Genomic DNA, 26,586 nt, shown 5'->3' on the forward strand with positions numbered 1-26,586 from the left:
CCCATCAGGTAGAGGGCTCACGGGGGGTCTGCATGGCAGCGTGGCGCAGCAGCGCCCGCAAGCTGCCGGGCTTCACCGGTTTGCTCAGGACTTCCACCTTCTGTGCCCGGGCTGTTGCTTTCAGCTCCGGGTCGCGCATAGCGGTGACCAGAGCAGCGGGAATGTTGTGCTGCCAGTGTTCGCGCAGGGCCTGGCCCAGTTGCAGGCCGTCCATGTCGGCGCCGAGCTGGTAGTCGAGCAGCAGCAGGTTGGGAGCCTCGTGGTCCCTGGCCCAGTTCAGGGCGTCGTCGGCCGACAGGAAGCATTCCACCTGACAGGCCCACTTGCCGAGCAGGGCGGACAGTGCGGACAGGTTTTCTGCTTCGTCATCGACACAGACAATGGTCAGGCTGTCCAGGGCATCATGGGTATTGGAAGGCACCGCGCGGCGCTCGGTCTCGGCCGCATTGCCCAGTGGCACGCGGACGGTAAAGCAACTGCCGCGGCCTTCGTTCGAGGACAGGGTGATGGGGGTGTCCAGTTGTTCGCTCATGCGCTGCGCTACCGCCAGACCCAGGCCGACACCGCTGACACCACTCTGATGCAGTCGGATAAAGGCATCGAATACACGCTCCTGCTGGGCCGGCGAGATACCCGGCCCGGTATCCCAGACACTGATCAATACGGCGTTATCATGCGGACGCCGCCGGACTCCGAGCAGTACGCCGCCTTTTTCGGTGTATTTCACCGCATTGGAGACGAAATTCTGCACGATGCGCCGCAGGTAGGTGGCGTCGGTGTCTACCACTGCATCGTCCAGCAGGTGGGCCCTGAAGCCGAGCCCCTGTCGTTCCGAAAGCAGGCTGTATTCGGCCACCAGGGGTTCGAGGATATCGTTCAGCCGCACTGATTTGCGCTGCGGCATCATGGCCCCCTGTTCCATCTTGGCGATGGACAGCAGGGTCGACATCAGGTTCTCGGTGGAGTCCAGAGCGCTGTCCAGCTTCTCGGTCAGTTGCCGGTTCTTGTCGTCGAGCTGCTCTGTATCCAGGGCTGAAAGGTACAGCCGGGCCGCATTCAGCGGCTGCAGGATGTCGTGGCTGGCCAGGGCCAGAAAGCGTGTCTTGCTGGCGTTGGCGGCCTCGGCTTCAGCCTTGGCCTGCTGCAACTCGATCTCGGTCTGGCGGCGGCGTTCGATCTCTTCGCTCAGTTCCCGGTTGATCTCCTTGACCTCGTCGGTGCGGGTACGAATACGCTGCTGCAGGTCGATGTTGGCGTCTTTCAGCGCCTGCTGGGTTTCAATGTGTTCGGTGACATCGGTGAAACTGGTCACGAAGCCGCCGTTGGGCAGTGGGTTGCCGACCATCTCGATCACGCGGCCATCGGAGCGTCGGCGGATGAAACGGTGCGGGGAACCGGCTTCCATGTAGTGGAGGCGACGGTTGACCAGATCCTCCACCTCGCCGACACCGCACTCGCCGCGCTCGGCGTTGTAGCGAATCAGTTCGCTGATGTGCCGCCCCGGCTGTACCAGCCCTTCGGGATAGGGAAACATTTCCAGATAACGGCGGTTCCAGGCCGCCAGACGCAGGTCGGCATCGACCACGCTGATGCCCTGATCCAGATTTTCCAGCGAACTGAACAGAATCGACTGCTGGGTCTGCAGGGCCTGGGTGGTGTCATCGAAGAAGTTGACCACCTGCTCCAGATTGAGCTGCTCATCGGACAGCGCGGCACGGATCAGCGAGCGCGCAGTGGCCGCACCCAGAACCCCGGCAATGGACTTTTCCACAAAGTCGATAAAGGCAGGTCCGGCGCGTTCGGTGCGGCGCAGCTTGATATGCTCACTCTGTTCGAACGACTCGATCAACTGCTGGGCGCGCTCTCGCCCCAGAAAGGTGACCAGCAGCAGTTGCAGGTCTTCATTGCGCAGTCGGTGGTGGTCGGTGTCGGACTGTTGCGGCAACTGTGCGGTGGGCTGCACGAAGGCCGTGGCCTGAATGCGGTCGGTAAGCGCATGGGTGGCCTGCAGGGAGCCGATGATATAGGCGATGATGTTGACCGCCACACTGATCACCGTGCCCTGGGTGATGATCTGATCCGCCTGTACGCCGGGTTCCAGTATCAGCGGCCACAGCACGACCAGGGCCCAGGTGGCGGTACCCAGACTCAGGCCCCAGTAGACCCCGCGTGCGTGGCCGCGCATCCAGTAGAGCCCACCGAGCATGGGCGGCAGCAACTGCAGCACCAGCGAGAAGGCCAGCAACCCGATGCTGACCAGATCCATCTGCGCGGTCAGAAAGTGATAGCACAGCCAGGCCAGCAGCAGGATGCAGAGAATGGCGCCGCGCCGGATGCGCAGCAGGCGACGGTGAAAACGATGTGCCCGGGGCAGCGGGTTGGTGCGCCCCTGCAGCAGCATGGGCATGACCACATCATTGCTGATCATGGTGCTAAGGGTGACCGTGGCCACTATGACCATGGCCGTGGCCGCGGAAATCCCCCCGATGTAGACCAGCAGCATCAGCCAGTACTGCCCCTGCTGCAACGGCAGTTGCAGTGCGGTCATGCTGCGATCCTGGAAGTCGGGCAGCAGCATCTCACTGCCCACGGCCAGCACCATGATGGCGAGACTGGTCAGCCCCAGATAGAGCGGAAACAGCCAGCGGGCAGTTTTCAGATGATCAACGGTGCCGTTTTCCACCACCATGACGTGGAACTGGCGCGGCAGACAGAGTATGGCGCCGGCCGCCATGAACAGCTGGATCAGGAAGATGGACGAGGACCAGGTGGACCACGCCCAGCCTGGGTTGAGGTCGAACTGTCGAATCTGCTCGATCATTGATTGCGGATCGGACTGCCCCAGCATGACCCAGGCAAAGGCTGCCGCCAGCAACAGGGCAAACAGCTTGACCGTGGACTCGAAGGCCACGGCCAGCATCATGCCGCTGCGGTACTGGGTGACATCCACCCGCCGGGTGCCGAACAGCATGGCGAAGATGGCCATCAGAAAGGCCACCAACAGTTCCATCAGTGAGTACTCACTGCCGAGCATGGGGTTGCCGGAGGCGGCACTGAAACTCACGGCGACGGCTTTCAGTTGCAGGGCCACATAGGGAATGATGGCGGCGGCGGCCAGCGTGGTCACCGTCAGCGCCAGGCCCTGCCGCTTGCCGTAGCGCGAGGCAATAAAGTCGGCAATGGAGTTGATGTTCTGTTCCTTGCTGACCGTGACCAGCTTGACCAGCAGGCGCTGACCGAACAGGAACAGCAGTATGGGCCCGAGCAGGATGGGCAGGAAGGTCCAGCCGGTAGTCGCGGCGTTGCCCACGGCGCCGTAGTAGGTCCAGGACGTACAGTAGATGGCAATCGACAGTCCGTAGACCCAGGAATGGTGACTCCAGCGCTGGCCGGTGGAGCCGGAACGATCCCCCCAGCTGGCAACGGCGAAGAGCAGCGCAATGTAGGCCAGGGCGGCGAGGATCAGCAGGATGGTCATGTGTTGTTCTTGTTTGCCTGTGGTGCCTTGTCCGACCTAGCTTACCTGCCGCCTCGGGTGTCTGCCAGCGCCTAAGACTATGGTCGAATTTTTAATTTCCTTACAAAGCGTAAATTGGCCAGTGCACCAAAAGGTAACAACAACAATGAATAGCCCGGGGAGGGAAAATCATGTCTGAACCGCAACGCGATACAGCGCTGCAGTCACAGCGCCAGGAATACTGGAGCAAGAATCTGCGTATCATTTTCGGATGTCTGGTGGTCTGGGCCTTCGTGTCACTGGGCCTCGGCATTCTGCTCGCGGAACCCCTCAATGCTCTGAGTCTTGGTGGCTATCCACTGGGTTTCTGGTTTGCCCAGCAGGGTTCCATCTACACCTTTCTTGTCCTGATCTTCTTCTATGCCTGGCGCATGAACAAGCTGGATAAAGAATTCGAAGTCGACGAAGAATAACAATAAGGGGACAAGACAATGAGTCTGCAAGCAATGAGCTTCCTTGTAGTGGGCCTGACCTTTGCCCTCTACATCGGGATTGCAATCTGGGCCCGCACCGCGAGTACCAGTGAGTTCTACGTGGCCGGCAAGGGCATCAACCCGGTGGCCAATGGTATGGCTACTGCGGCTGACTGGATGTCAGCGGCCAGCTTCATTTCCATGGCCGGTCTGATCGCCTTCCTGGGCTACAGCGGCGCGGCCTATCTGATGGGCTGGACCGGGGGCTATGTACTGATGGCCCTGCTGCTGGCGCCTTACCTGCGCAAGTTCGGCAAGTTCACGGTGCCGGAGTTTATCGGGGATCGCTTCTACTCGAAGACCGCCCGCGTGATCGCGGTTATTTCCCTGCTCGTCATCTCCATCACCTATGTAATCGGCCAGATGCGCGGTGTCGGTATTGCCTTTTCCAACCTGCTCAACGTGCCGATCACCATCGGTCTGGTTTCGGGCATGGTGGTGGTCTTCATCTATGCGGTATTCGGTGGCATGAAGGGGATTACCTACACCCAGATTGCCCAGTACTGCGTGATGATCTTCGCCTATACCGTACCGGCGGTCTTTATCGCCCTGCAACTGACCGGCAACCCGATTCCGCAGCTGGCTCTGGGGTCGACAGCGGTCGGCACCGATACCTTCCTGCTGGAAGCGCTGGACAATACTCTGGTTGACCTCGGCTTTGCGGCCTATACCAGCCTGTCCGGGATGAGCCAGTTGAACATGTTCCTGCTTACGCTGTCGCTGATGATCGGTACCGCCGGTCTGCCGCACGTTATCGTGCGCTTCTTCACCGTGCCCAAGATCCGGGACGCGCGGAAGTCTGCGGGCTGGTCACTGGTCTTCATCGCCATTCTCTACACCACAGCACCGGCCGTGGGTGCGATGGCCATGTGGAACTTTGTCAATACGGTACAGCCGGGTGAAGTCGGCGCCGAAACCGGCAACATTCAGGTGGATGAACTGCCCGAGTGGACCGAGCGCTGGCAGCAGACCGGTCTGCTGGTCTTCGAAGACAAGAACAACGACGGCCGCATCCAGTACTATAATGACCAGAATGAAGAGTTTGCCGCCATGGCCGAGGAAGAATGGGGCTGGGAAGGCAACGAGGTCACCACGCTGGACCGCGACATCATGGTCCTGGCCAACCCCGGTATCGCCGGTCTGCCCAACTGGGTGATCGCGCTGGTGGCGGCAGGTGGTATCGCAGCGGCATTGTCGACGGCAGCCGGCCTGTTGCTGGCCATATCGTCGGCGATATCGCACGATCTGTTGAAAGGGGTCTGGATGCCCAATATCAGTGAACGAGGGGAGATGCGCGCGGCGCGTATCAGCATGGCGGGTGCCATTCTGCTGGCCGGTTATCTGGGTCTGAATCCGCCCGGTTTTGCCGCCGAGGTGGTGGCACTGGCCTTTGGTCTGGCCGCAGCCAGCCTGTTCCCGGTATTGATGATGGGCATCTTCATGAAGTCGATGAACAAGCAGGGCGCCATCGCCGGCATGCTGGCCGGTCTGATCAGCACCTTGCTGTATATCTTCGTCTTCAAGGGCTGGTTCTTCATCCCGGGTACCAACATGCTGCCTGACTCGGCGGACTACTGGCTGTTCGGTATCAACACCGGTTCCTTCGGTGCGGTGGGTGCGGGCATCAACTTCCTGGTGGCCTATCTGGTCAGCCGCGTGACGGCTGGTACACCGGAGCACATCAAGGCTATGGTGGAGGAGGTGCGCGTACCCCGTGCAGCCTAGGCATCACGACACAAATGCCTGCGCGGGCGATTCGCTGCGTTGCGCGGTGCTCGGAATCCTCACCTATGACCCTATAGACTGCGGATCCTGTGCTCCGTGCGCTTTGCGCCTCATCCCGCTCGGCGATTTGTGCCACGATGCCAACAAAGGGGGACAGACACTTGTCCATCAACCCTGACGGACCGGCAGGCTTCCTCGGCAGCCTGCCACCGTTTGACCGGCTGCCAGCGGCTGAGCGCGAACGTGCGCTCAGCCGGCTGGACAGCCTCTATCTCAACGCCTCCAATGCATCCGAGCTGCTGGCTCAGATGCCGGAGGCGTTTTTTGTTGTCTATTCGGGCGTGATCGATGTTCTGGGGCCGGACGGAGAGCCAGTGCAACGGCTGGAGAGTGGAGATTTTCTGGGGCCTGTCGTGGGTCTGCCGCTGGTGCCGGAAGCACCGGACTATCAGCCCCTGCAGGTGCGCCGTGACGGCATCCTCTACCGCCTGCCGACGGACACCCTGAAAGGTCTGCTGCAGCGTCAGCCCGGGCTCGCCGAGCAATTGGCCGAGTTGCATACCGGCCTGTCGGTGCGCCAGGCCGCCAGTGCCGATGATGTGGACTGGAGTCAGCAGCCGGTGGGCAGTCTGACTGGCCGGCCACTGGTCGCCGTTGAGCGGGATCTGAGTGTACAGCAGGCGGCGGCGCGCATGGCGGAAGCAGGCGTTTCCTGTCTGCCGGTGCTGGACAACGGCTCACTGTGCGGGCTCATTACCGACCGTGACCTGCGCAACCGGGTGCTGGCCGTGGGGCTGGACCCGCTGTCTCCGGTGGCAGATATCATGACGCCCGGACCGATAACCATCAGTGTGGATCAGCCGCTGTTCGAAGCGCTGGCGCTGATGAGCCAGTACAACATCCATCACCTGCCGGTGCTGGACCAGCAGGGCTGGCCGCTGGCGGTCATCACGACCACGGATCTGCTGCGCCAACAGCGCAACGCACCGCAGATTTTCAGCAAGAGCCTGCACAAGGCGCCTGATCTGGCCACTCTGCGGACCGTGGCCCGGGAACTGCCGGACCAGGTGCGCAGTTTTGCGCTCAATGCACGCGATGCAGCGACGGCCGGTCGGCTGGTCACGGCGCTGACCGATACCCTGACCCGCCGGCTGATCAGCCTCTACGGCGAACAGAACGGCGCGCCGCCGGCAGCCTATGCCTGGCTGGCCTTCGGCTCACAGGGGCGCGCCGACCAGACCCTGTACTCGGATCAGGACAATGGCCTGCTGCTGGCCGATGACCTGAGTGCCAGTGCCGAGCGCTGGTTTGCCGGCCTGGCCGACTATGTCTGTGATGGCCTGGCGGCCTGCGGCATTCCCTATTGCCCGGGCAATATCATGGCGAAGAACCCTGACTGGCGGCTGACTCGCCGCCAATGGGAACAGCGCTTTCGCAGCTGGATCATCGAACCCACACCCAAGGGCGTGATGCACAGCATGATCTTCTTCGACAGTCGCTGTGTGGCCGGGAACAGCAACCTGTATCGGCGCCACCGCCGCACCGTGGCTGAACTGGGGCAACAGAGCCAGTTCCTGGCCCAGGTCGCCGGTATCGTGGTCCGTATTCCGGTGCCGTTGGGTCTGTTTGACCGTTTGCGCACCGAATCACGCCAGGGGCAGGCCAGCATCGATATCAAGACCCTGGGCATTGCCGTGGCGAATGATCTGGTGCGGCTGCACGCGCTGCAGGCCGGTCTGACCGAACCGGGCACGCTGGCGCGCCTGCAGGCGTTGAAGAGTTCCGGTCGGCACGCGCCGGAAGATCTGCACAATCTGGCCGATACCTGGCGTTTCCTGACCGACCTGCGTCTGCACTGGCAACTGGGTGACCATGCACTGCCTGATGCGCCCAATGCCATCCTGCCGGAACATCTGAGTTCGCTGGAACGACAGCAGCTCAAGGCCGCCTTTCGGGTATTGAAGGAAGGCCAGGAGGCCGCCGGGCTGCACTACCGGCATGGGCTCTAGCTGGAGCACCTGTAAGACCAAGGTCTAATGGCTCATCCGCAGGGTGTCCGTACAGTGGTAGTGAATCCTGGAATCCAAGCGTGGAGTCAGGTCATGACTACACTGACCATGCCCGGCCTGCCGCAGAAACTGGCCGACCGTTATCAGAGCTGGCGTCAGCAGCGCAGCGCGTTGCAGCAGGACTGGCGGACGGTGCGCTGGCTGGCAGTTGACCTGGAAACCAACGGGCTTGATTGTGGTCCGGAAGGCATACTGTCCATCGCCTGGGTGCCCATGCAGGGCGGTGTCATCGGCATGGGCGAGGCACGCTATCATGTCATTCGTACCGATGTGCCCCTGAATCAGAGCGTGGTGCATCATCATCTGACCACAGGCGATATCGCCGAAGGTGCAGACTTGCGCTCGGTGATGGCTGAGCTGGCGGCAGCCATGACGGATGCTGTGCTGGTGGCGCATCATGCCGGTCTGGACTGGCGCCTGCTGAAAGCGGCCGGGCCCTATACGGGTGTTGCCGCTGACCCTCTGGCCGTGGTGGATACCCTGCAACTGGAGCGGCGGCGCAATGCTCAGCGCTATCAGCATGATCAGATGGGTGCGACCCCCTTTGATGCCTACACGCTGGCGGCCTGCCGGCAGCGCCATGACCTGCCGACGCGCACCGCCCACCATGCGCTGGAGGATGCCGTGGCCTGCGCGGAACTGTTTCTGGCGCAGGCCTGGAAACTGGCCGGCAGCGGCAGCCTGACTGCCTCACAACTGGTACGTCAGGGGCGGCCAGCCTGAGGCTGACCGTAAAGCAATCCTGCATAAGCTACCTCTTAAGTTATAATCCCTGCCGCCGTTAACACCGTAAGCGCCTCTGCACCATTGTCCCTGCCACAATCCACTGCAAGACATGGGCAGGGGTGACACAGGCGGATGAGAGGAGTACCCCCAGAAATGCGCAAGACAGGCCCAGTCACCCAGCGGGAAGTGTCGATACAGCCAGGTGAGCAGCTGATTTCTGCCACCGACCCGAAGAGCAAGATTACCCACTGCAATGACACCTTTGTCCGTGTCAGCGGGTACACGGAAGAAGAGCTCATTGGCGAAGGGCACAACCTGCTGCGGCATCCGGATATGCCCCAGGAGGCATTCCGCATGCTGTGGGATCGTATCCAGAACGGCCGCCCCTGGATGGGCCTGGTCAAGAATCGCTGCAAGAATGGCGACCACTATTGGGTCGATGCCTATGTGATGCCGGTGTGGGAAGGCAACACCATTGTGGGCTATGAGTCGGTACGTACCCCGGCCGACCCGGCGATGAAGGCCCGCGCGGTAACCCTGTACGAGCGTCTGAACAAGGGGCGCAGGGTATTTACCCTGCGTGAGCATATTCGAGCCGCCTTGCCCTTCGTCGGTGCTGGTGCTCTGGTGGCCGTGTTGCTGCTGTTGATTGTCAACATAACCGGTTATGGCAGCCTCAGTCTGTGGCGTCAGGGTGTGGCGGCACTGGCGGCGGGGGTTGCGGCCGGCCTGATCACCCCGGCGTTGCTGCGCAAGCGGCTGCAATTTGCCCATGATGTTATTCGCGACCCGGTGGCCCAGTATGTCTATACCGGGGATATCGGGGTGATGGGGGCATTGCGCCTGGCCATCATCGCCCAGCAGCACCATATTACGACCCTGCTGGGTCGTATGGGCAATCTGGCGACCGATCTGAGCGCAGCCAGTGAGCAGACCAGCGACCGCATCCGGCAGGTGGCTTCGCGGGTACATGCCCAGCGCTCCGATACGGATACTGTGGCGTCGGCGGTGCACGAGATGTCGGCGACCATCCGTGAGGTGGCCGAGAATACCCGCAATACAGCGGGGCAGACGCAGGGCGTCAGCGAACAGGTGCGCGACAGCAATCTGGTGCTGCAGGAGGCGGTGCAAAAGGTCAATGCACTGAATGCCGAGGTGGGCCGAGCCAACGAGGTGGTGAGCAAGCTGGCTACGGATTCGGGCGATATCAAGGCCGCTGTGGACAGCATTGGTGCCATCGCCGAACAGACCAACCTGCTGGCATTGAATGCTGCCATTGAGGCCGCCCGGGCCGGTGAACAGGGTCGGGGCTTTGCCGTTGTAGCCGACGAGGTGCGCAGTCTGGCCCAGCGCACACAGGAAAGCACGGTGTCCATAGCCGACCTGCTGAATCATCTGGCGCAGGCCACCCAGTCTGCCGTTACCGCCATCGAGAAGAGTCATGCCGAGGCGGAAGGCGGGGTGCAGGCCATTACCGATGTCAGTGGAAGGATGGAGGAGATTCTGCAGGCCATTGCCGAAATAGAGCAGGGTACCGAGAATATCTCCAGTGCGGCCAGCGAACAGGAGACAGCAGCCAGCGAGATTGCCCAGTCCACCCAGCGCATCGCCGAGGGTGCCGAGAGTACCCAGGAAGACATGGATCAGGGCGCCTCACAGGTTGATCATATCCGTCGCATGGCGCGCGAGCAGGCTTCCCTGATTGATCGTTTCAGCCGCTGATCATTGACCGGCGCCAGCGCCGGTTTCCATGCGCGGCAGGTGCCGCGCCAATTCTCTTGCCCTCGGCAGCAATACCTGTGCGCCCCCTTCGGTTCTTTGATCGCCAATACCAACAGTGCCTGTTGCCGCAAGGCTTTGGATGTCCTGCGTACCGAAGTAGCTCTGCGCTGCCTGCTCATCGATTTTGGTAAAACAAGAATGAAACAACAGTAAAACACCAACAAAAAATTGACAAAGTGTTATCGTACTGTTTAGTCTCTGCTCATCATGAGTCGGCCGTGGCCGGAAGCGCCTCATCAATTTCCCTTGCTGTCGAACATCTGACCTCAAGTCAGGAGTACTGTGTGGAATTTTCAGCGACTCGGCCTGGAACTGGCTCCGGACAGTACAGAACAGCCCGTCAAGAGGAACGTCTACGTGGCACAGGCACCACTGCTCTCAATTCAATCTCTGAGCGTGAATTTTGGCTCCAATTCAGTGGTACGGGATCTGTCTTTCGATGTCAGGGCAGGTCAGACCGTGGCGATTGTCGGCGAGAGTGGCTCCGGTAAATCCATTACCTCCCTGTCGATCATGCGTCTGGTTCATACCATGAATGCTGAGATTACCGGTGGGCGAATCGTCTTTCAGGGCGACAGCGGCGCGGTTGATCTGGTGGCTCAGTCGGAAAAGGCCATGCGCAGAATTCGCGGCAAGGATATTGCCATGATTTTTCAGGAACCCATGACCTCGCTTAACCCGGTTTACAGCATCGGCAATCAGATTGTTGAGGTGCTGCGGTTGCATGAAAATCACACCAGAGCGTCGGCGCGCGAAGAAGCCGTCCGCTTGCTGAAACTGGTGCGCCTGTCGGATGCGGAATCCCTCCTGAAACGTTATCCGCATCAGCTTTCGGGGGGTATGCGTCAGCGGGTCATGATCGCCATGGCGCTGGCCTGCAAGCCCAAGGTCCTGGTAGCCGACGAACCGACCACGGCACTGGATGTCACCATTCAATCCCAGATTCTCACCATCATGCGTGATTTGCAGCGCGAAATGGGTATGGCGGTGATTTTCATCACCCACGACATGGGTGTTGTGGCAGAAGTGGCGGATCAGGTCGTGGTCATGCGCGAGGGCGTAAAAGTCGAAGAAGCGCCGGTCAGCGAGTTGTTTGCACGCCCCCAGCACCCCTACACCAAAGCACTGTTGGCCGCCGTGCCCAAGCTTGGCAGCATGTCGGGGACCGATTTGCCCCGCATTGACCCGCTGGTTGTGATGGCAGGGGATGAGACTCGCTCGGTGGGCACCAGCCGTGTTCAGGATACCGCCAGAACAGGCGAGCAACCCATTGTGGAAGTGACTGACCTGGTCACCCGGTTCAACGTCAACAAGGGCTTCTTTGGCGGCGTGAGTCATCGCGTGCATGCGGTGGAAAATGTCAGCTTCAGTATCTACCCCGGCGAAACTCTGGCTCTGGTGGGCGAGTCTGGATCGGGTAAATCCACCATAGGGCGCACGCTGCAACTGCTGCAGGAGAGCACCAGTGGCGATATCAGATTCTCGGGCAAGGCGGTGGCAGATATGACCCGTGCCGAGAAGATGCGCCTGCGACAGCAGGTACAGTATGTATTTCAGGACCCCTTTGCGTCGCTGGACCCGCGCAAGACCGTCGGCTTCTCCATCGCCGAACCCATATATACGCACAGCCTTTTGACCGGGAAAAAGGCCGTGCAAAAGCGTGTGGAAGAGCTGCTGGAGCGTGTCGGGCTGAGCCCGGATAAAGCCGATCGCTATCCCCATGAATTTTCCGGCGGCCAGCGCCAGCGCATCAGTATCGCGCGCGCTCTGGCGTCGCGTCCCAAGCTGATTATTGCCGATGAAGCCTTGTCCGCGCTGGATGTATCCATTCAGGCACAAATCATCAACTTGATGATGGACCTCCAGCAGGAAGAGGGACTGGCTTATCTCTTCATCAGTCATGACATGGCTGTGGTGGAGAAGATGAGTCACCGGGTCGCTGTCATGCATCTGGGGCAGATTGTCGAAATGGGGCCGCGCCGTGCCGTGTTTGAATCACCTGCCCACAGTTACACCCGGCGGTTGCTGTCTGCAGTGCCCGTGGCTGACCCGGCGCGCCGTACCGACCGGCCGCTTATCGAGGGCGACATTCCCAGCCCCGTTCGAGCCATAGGCGATGAGCCTGAACGACTGATCTTGCAAGAAGTGGCGAAAGATCATTTCGCCTCCATTGAGATGCAGTAAAAAACGCCTGGCATTGTGATCAGGTGAAAAAGGAGTCATCAAATGAAAAACGGAAAAGTGTTGTTGAAAAGCCTGTTGGCCAGTGTCGCGCTGGCCGCCGCCATTTCAGCTCAGGCGGGTTCTCTGACCATTGCGTCGCCGCAGGACCCGGGCAGTTGGGACCCCATTGACACCTTCCTGGTGAATTGGGCATCTGTGGCCACCAATGTCTTTGACGGCCTGACCTATCGTGGTCCGGACATGGCGCTGGTACCTGGCCTGGCTACCGCCTGGGAAGAGAACGAAGACGGTACGCGCATACGTTTTACGCTGCGCGAAGATGTGACCTTCCACAACGGCGAGCCCTTCAATGCGGAATCTGTCAAGTTCACCTTTGATCGCTTGCTGGGCGAAGAAGGCGCACAGGGCCCGCAGCGTTCCAATTACACAGCCATTGATTCCATTGAGATTATCGATGATTACACCGTCGACATGCATCTGCATCAGCCTGACCCTGTCTTGCTGACCAAGCTTGCCGGTTACGGTGCCATGATTGTGCCGCCGCAATACATTCAGGAGCATGGCAGTGACCACTTTGCCATCCATCCGGTGGGTACCGGGCCGTTTCAGATTGTGAACTATGCTCGCCGTGAGCGCGTGGAACTGGAAGCCTACGCCGATCACTGGGGTGGCGCGCCGCGCCTGGACCAACTGACGTATCGGTTCATTTCCGAGCCTTCAACTGCCATCGCCGAACTGCAGTCAGGCGGTGTGCATATCGTGATTCCGCCGACGGTCCCCATCGGCATGATCGATACCATTGAAAACAACCGCAATACACATGTCGCCAGTGTGCCTTCACCCACGGTAGAGGCACTGCGTTTCAATACCGAATCCGGTATTACAGCGGATGAGCGGGTGCGCAGAGCCTTGATCATGGCGGTGGATCGTGAAGCCATTGTGGACTCCATTCTGGCGGGTCAGGGACAGGTGATTTCAAGCTTTCAGGGCGAGTTTTCCTTTGGCTACGATCCGGAGATGGAGCCCATCCCCCACGATATGGAAGGTGCACGGCAACTGCTGGCCGAGGCTGGTGTTGAACCCGGTGCCTCCTTGCAGATTGATGTGCGGGGCGGTGACGCCACCTTTGGTGAAGTGGCGCAGGTGGTGTCGTCCTATCTTCAGATGCTGGGTCTGAATGTCTCGATTCGGGGGTATGAGACCAATGTACTGTTGAACGACATCATTCCAGAAGGTCGAACCGGTGAAATGTTCCAGCAGAAGTGGGGTGGCTGGACCTTTGATTTCGACAATACAGCCTACCTGATGTACCACACCGGGGAGCGCTGGAACCCTTACGACAGTGACGAAGAGCTGGATGCCATGCTGAATGAGCAGCGCAGCATTACTGACCCGGCGCGTCGTGAAGACCTGCTGCAGTCCATTGCCCGCTACACCCAGGACAGAGCGCTCGAAATGCCGCTTTACAGCATCAATGCGCTGTATGGCGTGCGCAACGAAGTACAGAACTTCGAGGCCGCACCGGATAACCGCTTGCGCCTGACCGACGTCTACCTGGAAGACTGACGTGCAGATGCCCCTGTCAGCTCGTCGGGCTGACAGGGGCCATGTGTCCCGAGCCAAGATATAGGGTGTTGCCGTGGGAAAGTTTCTGTTCTATCGACTCCTTCAGGCGGTCTTCGTGATCATCGTGGTTACACTGATCGTTTCGTTTACTATCCGGTTGACGGGTGATCCGGCTGTGATGCTGTCACAGGGGTCTGGCAGTGTGACAGAAGCGGATCTGGAAATGATTCGTGAGGCGCTGGGTCTGAACCAGTCGTTTGCCGCCCAGTATGTGCAGTTCATTCAGGGCCTCGTGGTCGGCGATATGGGGCGGAGCTTTGTCGGCGGTGCACCCGTGATGGATCTGATCTCCAGAGCATTGCCGGCCACTCTGTGGCTGGCCTTTGCCTCCCTGGCAGTGTCCATCGTGGTGTCCATCCCTCTGGGCATCAAGGCCGCGACCTCACGCGGCACCTGGGTGGATCAGCTGATTCGCATAGTGTCGCTTGTCGGGCTGTCGTTCCCCAACTTCTGGCTGGCCATCATGCTGGTGTTGCTGTTCTCCATTGTATTGGGCTGGCTGCCTCCCAGCGGCATGAGCGGTATCGCCAGTTTCATTATGCCTGCCGCGACCATGGGTATCATTCTGACGGCAACCAATGTGCGTCTGGTCAGGACGACCATGCTCGACACCCTGCGCTCTCAATACATCATGGTGGCCCGTGCCAAGGGCCTGTCCAACACCGTGGTGCTGTACAAGCATGCGCTGCGCAACTGCGCTATTCCGCTGATTACCTACTTCGGGCTTCAGTTCGGAGGCCTGTTGGGTGGAATTGTCGTGGTTGAGCGCGTTTTCAACTGGCCGGGGCTCGGATCACTGGCCTTTGATGCCGTGGCCGCGCGTGATTATCCCGTACTTCAGGGGGTTATTACTGTTCTGGCCATGATGATCATTGTCATCAACCTGCTGGTCGACATTGCCTACGGTCTGGTCGACCCCAGAGTGCGCAAGGAGTAATTCATGACAACTGTGCAAACCAGGAGCGATACCCTCAAACGGTTCAAGAACCTGGAGTTCATACTGGGTGTATTGCTGGTCGGTGGGATTACCCTGGCAGTCGTCATCACCCATTGGCTGTTTCCTGACAGCGGTACCCAGGTAAACCTGACGCAACGTCTGGTGCCGCCCATGACCGAGCCGGGTATCTGGTTGGGCACGGATGCCCTGGGGAGGGACATCCTGGGCCGCGCCATTCTGGGTGGCGAAATCTCCCTCAAGGTGGGAGTGTATTCTGCCCTGGGAGCCGTGATTCTGGGCATTGTGATGGGCCTGATTTCCGGCTATTACGGCGGCTTCGTCGACGTGTTCGTGATGCGTTTTGCGGATGTACAGCTGGCCCTGCCCTTTATCCTGCTGGCCATCACCTTTATCGCGGTTATTGGTGGCGGCCTCACCAACATGATCATTCTGCTCATTGTGTCCCAGTGGGTGCAGTATGCGCGCCTGGTGCGTGGTTCCGTGCTGTCGTTGCGTGATCAGGAGTTCATTTTGTCCGCCCGGGCCATCGGCGTTCATGATATTCGCATACTGTTTCAACACCTGCTGCCGAACCTGATCGGTCCGGTCATTGTGTTGATGACCTTGAATGTGGCCAACAATATTCTGCTGGAAAGCAGTCTGACCTTCCTCGGCCTGGGTGTGGACCCGACCATCCCGAGCTGGGGTGGCATGCTGGCCGAAGGTCGTACCTACCTGCAGACGGCCTGGTGGCTCAGTGTCTTTCCTGGTCTGGCCATTCTGCTGACGGTATTGGGGCTCAATCTGTTGGGCGATTGGCTGCGCGATATTCTGGACCCGACAGGGAGGACATCATTGTGAGCACCAGTCTGTTTGCGCAGACCTTCATGCGGACCACGCTGGAACTGGTTCGTGATTATGGTCGCAATGAATACCAGGGGTATAGCCTGTATGCCTGGGTTCTCGATGATCGGCACGCACGTCGCCGTGCAGAAAAGGCGTTGTCTGCATGGGGTGTATCGGCCCGGATTCGCAGCGCGTACAAGCCTTTGGTGAACTTTGTAATGGAAGAGTTGCCTACGGTTGATTTGGCTGGCGTGACAATCAAGTACCCGGAGTTGCCTGATGCCCCCAGACGATTCCTGCTGGAGGCTTATCCGGCTGGCGCACTGCTGGGTGATGTGCCCGTGTCCTGGGAAGCGTTCAGTCCGGATGATGAGAAGACGCTGGTGTACCGGGTGGCCGCAACCCGGTCCACAGGCGCCGTCGATCACTACACGGTCGAGGCTCCGAACAAGACGCACAAGGATGTCATTGGGCAGCCACAGCGTTCGCCCTGTGGTTGGCTGCGGCTGGTGTCTGCCCAGGGCCGGGTCACCGACAAAGCTCTGAACACCGAGTACGAACAGATTTATGACGCGGCCATAGCCACACTGCAGGCGACCGACTGGAAAGGCGAGCCGCCCTACTTCGAGGAGCTGAATTTTTCCCTTGAATTGCCCGCGACCGATACGCCGGTCGACTACGGTCATGAAACCATCAGTCTCGCCGAAGCCATGCATGAAGATCTGTATTTCTCGGCGCTGGAGTTCTTTCAGAAACTGGCTGGTTTGCCCCTGGGTGATCGATCTCTGAAGCCGGGGCAGATCGTCCCGGATATACGCATTACGGATGGTTCAGAAGCCCGATTGCACATCAGGCTGCTGCCACTGAATAGCCGGAACCCAAAGCGCCCCAGAGTGGAGCAATTGGCTACGGCGCCGCATACTCTGGCCGCTCAGCAGATAAGCGAACTGGTTGCGGAACTGGGTGGTGAATCCTTGCACAGCCGGTCACGAGCCGGGCGCGTTGTCGAGGCAAGATACAAGGCAGGGACAGATCGGCCAGTGATGATCAGTGCGGCTCAGCATGCCAATGAAACCTCGGGTCTTGTGGGTGCGTTGCGTGCCGCTCAGTCGCTGGCGCAACAGGAAGAGTCACACTTTGTTATCTCGCCGTTGGAAAACCCCGACGGTTATGCCGTTCAGGGGCGATTGACGGAGACACAACCCCATCACATGCATCATGCGGCCCGCTATACTGCATTTGGTAATGATCTGGAGAGTCAGCCTCGGGGTGGGCCGTTTGAACACGCTATCAGGGAGCAGGCATTTCAACGCAGTGGCGCCAAACTGCACCTGAATCTGCACGGCTATCCGGCTCATGAGTGGACGCGACCGTCGACGGGCTATATCCCGCGTGGTTTCGAGATGTGGACAATCCCCAAGGGCTTCTTCCTTGTTGTTCGTTACCACAGTGGCTGGCGGGATGCGGCCATGGCATTGCTGGATCAGGTTACGCAGCGCCTGTCGCAGGTGCCGGGCCTGGCAGATTTCAATCGCCGCCTGATTGAGTTGTTTGAAATTCACGCTGGTGAGCTGACGTTTCCGATCCGGCACGGCTTTCCTTTCGTGGCCTCCGAAGATAACCAGCAGTTGGCTCCCCTGATGCTGATCACCGAGTATCCCGATGAAACGCTGACCGGTGATGCATTTGTGCAGGCACACACAGCGCAAATGCACACTGTGCTGAGTGCCTACGAGGTGTTTCAGACTCTGGCCTTGCCCGTTGGACACTAGGTCCCCTGTTTCAACAGGACCAGCTTGCGCTCCGGCGACAGGCGGCGTACCCGGTACTCTTCCCGGCTGGCCTCCGAACGAGTATTGCAGGTACAACACCAGGCCAGATGCACAGGGCGTCGCGAACGTGTGTAACGGGCCCCACCGGCGAGTTCCCCATTGTGTTGCCGGAGACGTCGCGCCAGATCTGTTGTGATGCCGGTGTAAAGCGTGCCGTCGTTGCAGCGTACCAGATAGACCCACCATTGCTGTCCTTCGGGTATCGAATCTGACTGGTTGTCAGGGTACTCGGCAAGGGTATTCGGCTTGGGTTGTGTCGGCATGGATTGTCAGAAGACTGTCAGTTGACTATGCTCGGTACAGGGTAACAGAAACCACAGCGCGGCGAAGCCATGTCGACGGACACCCAGATTCAACAGCTGCCTACCAGTGGCCAGACTCATCACCATGCCCATCATCAGATGGTCTTTGGGCTGCGCGGCCGGGCCGAGTTCGAGCTGGAAGGCCCGGGCGGCCATGAGGTCACGCCCTGGGTCGGTTGCTTGGTGCCTTCGGAATACAACCATGCCTTTCAGGGCATCGGTGACAACCAGATGCTCATCGTCAATATTGATCAGACTGCGGAGGCTGCCGCTCTGGTGCATCCGGAGCTGATCGAGCCCCTGTTCGAACAGCCGCGCTATGTGGAACTCGATCTGGATTTTGTGCGCCTGCTGCGCGTGGTCGGTGCGGAAATGGCGCGGGCGCCGAGCGACCCCTGGTTGGGCTCCCATCTGACCGGCTCCTTGCTGCATGCGCTCTATCATCGGCTGTATGATGGCCGCCTGCTGAATGCGCCGCAGCGCGAACGGCTGCAGCTGAACCGCATTGATGCCTGGCTGCACCAGCATTTGTCCGAGTCCGTTCGGGTAGCCGATCTGGCGCAACTGTGCTGTCTCAGTGTCAGCCAGTTTCAGGAGGTGTTCCGGGAGAAGACCGGGCGCTCGCCCTATCAGTACGTGCTGAAGGTCAGGCTGGAAACCGCCGCCTGGCTGCTGCGGCACAGCCGTCAGCCGATTGCGGATATTGCCCTGCAGGTCGGCTTTGCCAACCAGAGTGCCCTGACCAAGGCCATGAAAGCCCAGATGGGCCGCACCCCCGCCGACATTCGCCAGCAGGCGCGTTTGCACTGATTCGCAAAGCGCCTAGAGAGTGCCTGACAAGGAAGTTCCATGTGGCTCTATTGCCGTCGCCAAGCTCGGGTATATGCTCCTCGTATTACCCACCAGATGCCGCCTCTGCGGGGTACCCTGACCGCAGACACGCAAAAAACGTCGTATCAGGCCCGTCCCTGGCCGTGCGGCCCGACGTTTCGGGGCTTGCTCACACATGCGTGGCCAAGGGCCACTGCCTACAGAAAAGCCTCCGTTGTAGCGAGCGACGCGAGTCGCGATGGCGGCGTAGCCGCCTTTTCCGTGGGCCTGTCGGCCCAATCGGCACTTGCGTGCCTCGCTACAGAGAGCTGGGAGGCACTGTTGGAGTCGCCTGCCGGGTACAGGCCCTGTGAGACCGTTTGCGGCCAGGGATGGCCGCAACCGAGCTGTCATGGATGACGTTTTTTGCGTGTCTAACAGGGCCTGTACCCGAGCTCGGCGACGGTCCGATTGGCACCGGCACCCCGACCACGGCGGCACGGCTCCGATCACGACCAAACCGTTGCTTTTGACAACACCTCCCTCCGAATTGACAAGAACCCATGCAGACGCGGGAGTAGCTTTGCCTCTAACAAGATGAATATTAGAGGTGGAGCACCATGCGCCTGTCCTTCGCACCGGCCGATCTGCTGGCCGGGAAGTACGATAACTGGACCGATTCCGACTGGCTGAACCATCTTACCCGGCTCTACAGCATCGATGAAACCACCTGGGTGAACGCCCTGCTGCCGGTAGCCGAGGGTTCCGCCAGTGAAGATCAGGCCATAGTGCAGCGCGCCGAGCGCATTGTGCGGCGCGTGCGCAATGAAACCGAGGTCGCGCATGCGGTAGACAAGCTGCTGCAGGAATACAGCCTGGACAACGAAGAGGGTGTCATCCTGATGTGCCTGGCTGAAGCCCTGATGCGGGTGCCGGATGCCGAGACCGCCGATGACCTGATTCGCGACAAGCTCTCTCCCGCCGACTGGAAAGCCCACCTGGGCAAGTCCGATTCGCTGCTGGTCAATGCCTCGACCTGGGGACTGCTGCTGACCGGCAAGGTTACCCAGCTTGAAACCCGTGAGAAGAACGCGGGCAATCTGCTGGAAAAACTGGTCAACCGTGCCGGCGAACCGGTGATTCGGCAGGCCATGCATCAGGCCATGCGCATCATGGGACGGCAGTTCGTGCTTGGGCAGACCATTCAGGAGGCGCTCAAAAACGGCAAGTCCTACCGCGAGAAGGGTTATACGTATTCCTTTGACATGCTGGGCGAAGCGGCCATGACCGAACCGGATGCCGAGCGCTACCTGACTTCCTACCGCGAAGCCATCGAGAAGCTGGCTGCCTTCAAGACCAAGTGGCCTGATCAGGTACCCCTGCCCACCATCTCCATCAAGCTGTCCGCCCTGCATCCGCGTTACGAAGCCTCGCATGAAGAGCGGGTGCTCGACGAGCTGGCCGAGCGCGTCCTCAGCCTGCTGCGCGTGGCGGTGCCGGAAAACATCGGGGTCACCATCGATGCCGAGGAGGCTGACCGGCTGGAGTTGTCACTTAGGCTCTTTCGCAAGGTCTATGAGCACCCTGAAGTTCGTGGTTTCGGCAATTTCGGCATGGTGGTGCAGGCCTATTCCAAGCGCGCGCTGGCGGCACTGGGTTACCTGTCGCATCTGGCCCGGCGCCAGGGCGACCTGATCCCGGTGCGCCTGGTCAAGGGCGCCTACTGGGACAGCGAGATCAAGCTCTGTCAGCAACTGGGTACCGCCGGCTACCCCGTGTTCACCCGCAAGGAAAACACCGACGTCGCCTACCTGGCCTGCGCCCGCTACCTGCTCAGTGATCAGGCCCAGGGCTTCCTGTTCCCGCAGTTTGCCACTCACAACGCCCACACCGTGGCTGCGGTCGAGCTGATGGGTGAGGGCCGGCAGTTCGAGTTCCAGCGTCTGCACGGCATGGGTGATGCGCTGTACGACACCCTGATCGAGGATACCGAGCGCTCGGTACGGATCTATGCGCCGGTCGGTGTCCACAAGGACCTGCTGCCCTACCTGGTGCGCCGACTGCTCGAGAACGGCGCCAACTCCTCGTTCGTGCACCGGCTGGTGGATGCCCGCACACCGGTGGCGGACCTGATCGAGTCGCCGGTAGCGCGCGTGCGGGGCCGGGAGGACCACAAGAACACCCTGATTCCGCTGCCGCCCGAGATCTATGGCCCGGAGCGACGCAACTCGCGCGGCCACAACCTGATGATAGATGGTGAAAGGAGTGCATTGATGGCGACCATTGACCGTTTCCATGACCACCGCTGGGTCGCCAGGCCGTTGATAGACGGCGCGGCGCAGGACAGCCCGACAGTGGTGACTGTCACCAGCCCGCAGCGCCGTTCGGATGTGGTGGGTGAGGCGCACTATGCCACGGCCGAGCAGGCCCTGGCGGGGCTGGACAGGGCGGAAGCCGGCTTCCGGAGCTGGTACCAGACCCCGGCGGCGCAGCGGGCCGCCGTGCTGGAACGGCTGGCTGACCTGCTGGAAGAGAACGAGGCCGAACTGATTGCGCTGTGCGGTCGCGAGGCCGGCAAGACCCTGCAGGACGGCATCGACGAAGTCCGTGAAGCCGTCGACTTCTGCCGCTTCTATGCGCGTGAAGCGCGCCGGCATTTCAGCGAGCCCATGGTACTGCCCGGGCCCACCGGCGAAAGCAACGAGCTCTACTACGAAGGGCGGGGCGTCTTCCTCTGCATCAGCCCCTGGAACTTCCCGCTGGCCATCTTCCTGGGGCAGGTCAGCGCCGCTCTGGTGGCCGGCAACGCCGTGATCGCCAAGCCGGCGGAAACCACCTCCCTGATTGCGGCGCGGGCCATCGAACTCTATCACCAGGCCGGGGCGCCGGCAGACGCCCTGCAGTTGCTGCCGGGCGAGGGGGCCACCATTGGTGGCGCCCTGATTCCGGACGAGCGCATTACCGGCGTGGCCTTTACCGGTTCCACCGAGACGGCACACCGCATTCATCGCCAGTTGGCCGAGCGCGACGGGGCCATTCCGACCCTGATTGCCGAAACCGGCGGCCAGAACGCCATGGTCGTCGATTCCACGGCCCTGCCCGAACAGGTGGTGACCGATGTGCTGCACTCGGCCTTTGCCTCGGCCGGCCAGCGCTGTTCGGCGTTGCGGGTGCTCTGTGTGCAGGAAGACATTGCCGAGCGGGTGCTGGCACTGCTGACCGGCGCCATGGACGAGCTGACTATCGGTGACCCGATCGAGTTCAGGACCGATGTCGGACCGGTGATCGACGACAAGGCCCGGCAGGGGCTCAGTGCTTATCTGGACGAACAGAAAGCCGCCGGGCGTCTGCTGCATCAGGTGCAACTGCCGGCAGAATGTGCCGCTGGCACCTTTGTGCCACCCACGGTACTGAAGATCGACAGCTTCGACGACCTGGGGCGGGAGCAGTTCGGCCCCATCCTGCATGTGATGACCTACCAGGCGCGCGAACTGGATGCCGTGATCGACGGTATCAACCGGACCGGCTATGGCCTGACGCTGGGCATTCATACGCGTAACGAGGCCACGGCCGCCTATATCGAAAAACATACCCGGGTCGGCAACTGTTATGTGAACCGCAACCAGATCGGTGCCGTGGTCGGCGTGCAGCCGTTCGGCGGTCGCGGGTTGTCCGGAACCGGGCCCAAGGCGGGTGGGCCCAACTATATTCTGCGCTTTGCGACCGAACGCACGCGCACCATCAACACGACTGCAGTCGGTGGCAATGCCACCCTGCTGTCCTTGTCCGGAGAGGCCTGAGCGCAGCCTGTGCTGTGGTCAGGCCTCTGCGGTCTGTGTGACGGGAGGCATTGGTGATCGGCCTGCGGGCTGAGCCTTGCCGAAAACAAGTAAAACAATGAGGAAGAAACCATGGTTGGTAACAGTATCACCATTACCATAACCTTTATCATCTACCTGGCAGGTATGATGGCCATAGGGGTTTGGGCTTATCGCCGTACCAATAACCTGGAAGACTATATTCTGGGCGGTCGCTCTCTGGGGGCCTGGCCTTCGGCGCTGTCGGCCGGTGCGTCCGACATGTCGGGCTGGCTGTTGCTGGGTCTGCCCGGGGCGGCCTTTGCGTCGGGTCTCGGCGCCGGCTGGATCGGCGTCGGTCTGCTGGCCGGTACCTATCTGAACTGGCTGATTGTGGCGCCGCGTCTGCGTACCATGTCGTACAATGCGGGCAATGCACTGACGCTGCCGCAGTATTTCGCCAATCGCTTTGAAGACCATCCCTCGCTGCGGATCATTTCGGCCATCTTCATTCTGCTGTTCTTCCTGTTCTACACCAGTTCCGGTCTGGTCGCAGGTGGCAAGCTGTTCGAAACGGTATTCGGTCTGGACTACACGTTGGCGGTGGCCATCGGTACCCTGGCCATTGTCTCCTATACCCTGTTCGGTGGTTTCCTGGCCGTGTCCTGGACCGACCTGGTGCAGGGGCTGCTGATGGTCGCTGCGCTGCTGATCGTGCCCGTGCTGGCGATGAATGCCATGGATGTCTCGCCAATGTCAGCCATCAGTGCCCAGAATCCGGCGATGACGGATATATGGACCGATGGCACCGGGACTGCGCTCGGCTTTATCGGCATCGTGTCCTCGCTGGCCTGGGGTCTGGGCTATTTTGGTCAACCGCACATCCTGGCGCGTTTCAAGGGCATCAAGAGCCGTGAAGCCGTCAAGTCGGCGCGCCGCATCGCCGTGACCTGGACCGCTCTGGGCCTGTTCGGCGCCATGTTTGTCGGTGTGGTTGGTGTCGGCTATTTCAGCGACGGGCTGGCTGATGGGGAAACCGTGTTCATCATGCTGGTGGAAGCGGTCTTCCATCCGGTCATTGCCGGCTTCCTGCTGGCAGCGATCCTGGCGGCCATCATGTCGACTGCGGACTCCCAGTTGCTGGTGTCCTCTTCGGCCCTGACCGAGGATTTCTATCGCGCCATATTCAACCCGAATGCCGATTCCGAATCACTGGTTCGCATCGGTCGTATCGCGGTAGTGGTGATTGCGTTGATTGCCTTTGCCATCTCGCTGGATGACGAGAGCGTGGTACTGGAACTGGTGGCCTACGCCTGGGCCGGCTTTGGTGCGGCCTTCGGTCCGGCCATTATCCTGTCGCTGTTCTGGGAACGCATGAACCGTCAGGGCTGTCTGGCCGGTATCATTGTCGGTGGTTCCACCGTGGTGATCTGGGATCTGATCGGCGGCCCGTTCGGCCTGTACGAAATCGTGCCCGGCTTCATCCTGGCCACCATTGCCATTATCGTGGTGACCCTGATGACCCCGCCGCCGTCCAAGAAGATGGAAGAGGTGTTCAACGACTCCATCTGATGACCGGTAACGGGTGAAAGCAAGACCAGAAAGGGCGCCTCCGGGCGCCCTTTTTTGTGGCCCTTATTGTACGCAGAGGCCAAGTCCTATTGGCGAATTTGCGCTGGGCGGCGATTGAGCCATCGCGCACGGGGTGCGCTCCTACGGGCACGAACGGTTACTTTCGCCGTAGGAGCCCAGCCCCCTGGGCGATTCGTGATTATGGCAGCGTTGGAGTCGCCAGCCGGGTGCATGCACGGTGAGACCGTCTGCAGCAGGGATGCTGCAGTCGAGCCTACATGGACGTATTTACGGCGTGTCTCACCGGTATGTACCCGAGCTGGCGACGGTCCTGCGCTGTGGCCCGCGAATCAGCCCGGTCTGGCGCTCAGGCGATGGCTTCGGCCTTCGGCAGCCGGCCTTCTTCCACTGCAAAGCAGGAGGCATAGTGATCACTGGCAGTGGCGATCAGGTGCGGTACCTCGGCCTTGCAGCGGTCGTTGGCGTACTCGCAGCGCGGATGGAAGGTACAGCCACTGGGCGGATCGATCGGATTGGGGATCTCGCCCTTGACCGGCTTGCGCTTGCGGCCGGTCATCTCGTGGTCCGGAATGGCATCAAGCAGCATCCGCGTGTAGGGGTGCGACGGGTTGCGGAACAGCTCCTGCGCCGGTGCATTCTCCACCAGCGCGCCGAGATACAGCACACCGATGCGATCCGCCATATGGCGCACCACCGACATGTCGTGACTGATGAACAGATAGGTCAGTCCCAGTTCTTCCTGCAGATCCCGCATCAGGTTCAGAATCTGCGCCTGCACCGACACATCCAGCGCCGAGGTCGGTTCGTCACAGACCAGAAAGTCCGGCATCGCCGACAGCGCCCGCGCAATGGCGATACGTTGGCGCTGACCGCCGGAAAACTCGTGCGGGAACTTGTGGCGGTCGCGGCCGGCCAGACCCACGGTTTCGAGCAGTTCTTCCACCCGCCTGGTCACGGAGGTCTTCAACTGGCTGGTCAGGTCGAAGGCATAGATCGGCTCCGAGATGATGTCACCCACCCGCCAGCGCGGATTGAGGCTGGCAAACGGGTCCTGAAAGATCATCTGCACGCGGCGGCGCAGTGTGATGAACTCCCGCCCCCGTGTTTCGGGCAGATTCTTGCCATCGAACAGAATACGGCCCCGGGTCGGCCGGATCAGATCCACTACCAGCTTGGCGATGGTCGACTTGCCGGAACCGGATTCGCCCACCAGGGCAAAGGTTTCGCCCCTGGGAATATCGAAGGACACATTGTCGACCGCGCGCAGATGCTGCTCGGGCAGACGTTCGATCACCCGGTTCAGCCAGGGTTTGGATACATCGAATTCGCGCGACAGGTTTTCGACGTGCAGCAGCGGTTGTGAACTCATGATGATGCCCTCTCGTCGAACAGCCAGCATGCTACCTGATTGTCCGGCTTGCTCTCGACGGCAATCAGGTTTGGACGATCCCGGTAGCAGCGGTCATGTACCTGGCTGCAGCGCGGGTTGAACGCACAGCCCTGAGGAATGTTGTCCAGACGGGGCATGGAGCCCGGAATCTGGGTCAGGCGGTCGATGTCATGCACCACGGACGGGATGGAGCCCATCAGGCCCACGGTGTAGGGGTGGCTGGGGTCCTTGACCACCTGGCGTACCGGACCGATTTCGGCCACGCGACCAGCATACAGCACTGCCACCCGGTCAGCGGCCTCGGCGATGACACCCATGTCGTGTGTCACCAGAATGACCGAGGCACCCCGGTCGCGACACAGGCGTTTCAGGACGTCAATAATCTGCGCCTGTACCGACACATCCAGAGCCGTGGTGGGCTCATCGGCAATGATCAGGTCGGGTTCGCCGGCCAGGGCCAGAGCAATGACCACCCGCTGGCGCATGCCGCCGGAAAAATGGTGCGGATAGTCATCCAGGCGCCGCCGGGCGGCCGGGATGCCGACCTCCTCGAGCAACTCCACGGCACGCTCGCGAGCCTGCTTCTCGTTCATCGGCAGATGGGTGCGGATGGTTTCGATCAACTGCTCGGCAATGGTCAGTATGGGGTTCAGAGAGGTCAGCGGGTCCTGAAACACCATGCCGATCTTGCGGCCTCTAATGCGCCGCATCTGGCCATAGGGCAGGTTGTCGATACGCTGGCCGTCCAGCACGATCTCGCCATGGGCAATGCGGCCGGGGGGTTCCAGCAGGCCGATGATGGCGGCGCCGGTCAGCGACTTGCCGGCACCGGATTCACCCACCATGCCGAGGATCTCGCCCCGGCGTACTTCCAGGTTGATATGGTCCAGGGCGGTGAGCACCTTGTCCCGCTTGGGGAACTCCACCACCAGATCCCGGACTGACAATAGGACATCATTCATAATCGATAATCACCT

17 protein-coding genes are annotated in these 26,586 nt (G+C 60.6%); 13 read left to right on the forward strand and 4 right to left on the reverse strand.

All coding sequences use genetic code 11. The features are described from left to right. Positions 1 to 4: 4 nt before the first annotated feature. A complete protein-coding gene (locus E4656_RS16460; protein WP_135484405.1) occupies positions 5 to 3,478 on the reverse strand; it encodes a PAS domain-containing hybrid sensor histidine kinase/response regulator in 3,474 nt (1,157 codons plus the stop codon). Between the two features lie 170 nt (positions 3,479 to 3,648). Here E4656_RS16460 and E4656_RS16465 point away from each other — a divergent pair, with 170 nt between their 5' ends. The 10 genes from E4656_RS16465 (at position 3,649) to E4656_RS16510 (ending at position 17,657) form a co-directional block, all read left to right on the forward strand. After that, the gene (locus tag E4656_RS16465) at positions 3,649 to 3,930 is read left to right on the forward strand and encodes a DUF4212 domain-containing protein (RefSeq protein ID WP_135484406.1); all 282 of its coding nucleotides are present in this window, start codon (positions 3,649 to 3,651) and stop codon (positions 3,928 to 3,930) included. Between the two features lie 18 nt (positions 3,931 to 3,948). Further along, complete coding sequence (locus E4656_RS16470; RefSeq protein WP_135484407.1) at positions 3,949 to 5,715, forward strand: sodium:solute symporter family protein; 1,767 nt, start codon at positions 3,949 to 3,951, stop codon at positions 5,713 to 5,715. A 161-nt stretch (positions 5,716 to 5,876) separates the two neighbouring features. Then, positions 5,877 to 7,724, forward strand: a complete 1,848-nt coding sequence (locus E4656_RS16475; RefSeq protein ID WP_167856100.1) for a DUF294 nucleotidyltransferase-like domain-containing protein — start codon at positions 5,877 to 5,879, stop codon at positions 7,722 to 7,724. 93 nt (positions 7,725 to 7,817) lie between these two features. Continuing rightward, the gene (locus E4656_RS16480) at positions 7,818 to 8,507 is read left to right on the forward strand and encodes a 3'-5' exonuclease (RefSeq protein WP_167856101.1); all 690 of its coding nucleotides are present in this window, start codon (positions 7,818 to 7,820) and stop codon (positions 8,505 to 8,507) included. 156 nt (positions 8,508 to 8,663) lie between these two features. Continuing rightward, entirely contained in the window at positions 8,664 to 10,232 is a 1,569-nt protein-coding gene (locus E4656_RS16485; protein WP_167856102.1) for a methyl-accepting chemotaxis protein, read from the forward strand. 417 nt (positions 10,233 to 10,649) lie between these two features. Continuing rightward, complete coding sequence (locus E4656_RS16490; protein ID WP_135484482.1) at positions 10,650 to 12,476, forward strand: ABC transporter ATP-binding protein; 1,827 nt, start codon at positions 10,650 to 10,652, stop codon at positions 12,474 to 12,476. Positions 12,477 to 12,518: 42 nt separating this feature from the next. Beyond that, positions 12,519 to 14,042, forward strand: coding sequence for an ABC transporter substrate-binding protein (locus tag E4656_RS16495; RefSeq protein WP_135484411.1), 1,524 nt, complete (start codon positions 12,519 to 12,521; stop codon positions 14,040 to 14,042). A 73-nt stretch (positions 14,043 to 14,115) separates the two neighbouring features. After that, complete coding sequence (locus tag E4656_RS16500) at positions 14,116 to 15,039, forward strand: ABC transporter permease (RefSeq protein WP_135484412.1); 924 nt, start codon at positions 14,116 to 14,118, stop codon at positions 15,037 to 15,039. Positions 15,040 to 15,042: 3 nt separating this feature from the next. Then, entirely contained in the window at positions 15,043 to 15,900 is an 858-nt protein-coding gene (locus E4656_RS16505) for an ABC transporter permease (protein ID WP_135484413.1), read from the forward strand. Beyond that, positions 15,897 to 17,657 (forward strand): M14 family metallopeptidase, encoded by a 1,761-nt coding sequence (locus E4656_RS16510; RefSeq protein ID WP_240754009.1) that lies wholly within the window; start codon positions 15,897 to 15,899, stop codon positions 17,655 to 17,657. The genes E4656_RS16505 and E4656_RS16510 overlap by 4 nt, the downstream gene beginning before the upstream one ends. Here the strand turns inward: E4656_RS16510 and E4656_RS16515 are convergent. Beyond that, entirely contained in the window at positions 17,654 to 17,980 is a 327-nt protein-coding gene (locus E4656_RS16515) for a GIY-YIG nuclease family protein (protein ID WP_135484414.1), read from the reverse strand. The genes E4656_RS16510 and E4656_RS16515 overlap by 4 nt on opposite strands. A gap of 69 nt (positions 17,981 to 18,049) precedes the next feature. Between E4656_RS16515 and E4656_RS16520 the strand changes: the two genes are divergently transcribed. The 3 genes from E4656_RS16520 to putP all read left to right on the forward strand — a co-directional run bounded on the left by E4656_RS16520 (position 18,050) and on the right by putP (position 24,198). After that, the gene (locus tag E4656_RS16520; protein ID WP_135484415.1) at positions 18,050 to 18,829 is read left to right on the forward strand and encodes an AraC family transcriptional regulator; all 780 of its coding nucleotides are present in this window, start codon (positions 18,050 to 18,052) and stop codon (positions 18,827 to 18,829) included. Between the two features lie 620 nt (positions 18,830 to 19,449). Then, complete coding sequence (gene putA, locus E4656_RS16525) at positions 19,450 to 22,629, forward strand: bifunctional proline dehydrogenase/L-glutamate gamma-semialdehyde dehydrogenase PutA (protein ID WP_135484416.1); 3,180 nt, start codon at positions 19,450 to 19,452, stop codon at positions 22,627 to 22,629. Between the two features lie 111 nt (positions 22,630 to 22,740). Next, positions 22,741 to 24,198, forward strand: coding sequence for a sodium/proline symporter PutP (putP, locus tag E4656_RS16530; protein ID WP_135484417.1), 1,458 nt, complete (start codon positions 22,741 to 22,743; stop codon positions 24,196 to 24,198). A gap of 367 nt (positions 24,199 to 24,565) precedes the next feature. On the opposite strand, the gene E4656_RS16535 is transcribed toward putP, so the two are convergent. After that, the gene (locus E4656_RS16535) at positions 24,566 to 25,588 is read right to left on the reverse strand and encodes an ABC transporter ATP-binding protein (protein WP_135484418.1); all 1,023 of its coding nucleotides are present in this window, start codon (positions 25,586 to 25,588) and stop codon (positions 24,566 to 24,568) included. Then, positions 25,585 to 26,571, reverse strand: coding sequence for an ABC transporter ATP-binding protein (locus E4656_RS16540; RefSeq protein WP_135484419.1), 987 nt, complete (start codon positions 26,569 to 26,571; stop codon positions 25,585 to 25,587). The genes E4656_RS16535 and E4656_RS16540 overlap by 4 nt, the downstream gene beginning before the upstream one ends. Positions 26,572 to 26,586 lie beyond the last annotated feature (15 nt).

It is taken from the genome of Natronospirillum operosum, from assembly GCF_004768465.1.
GTDB lineage: Bacteria > Pseudomonadota > Gammaproteobacteria > Pseudomonadales > Natronospirillaceae > Natronospirillum > Natronospirillum operosum.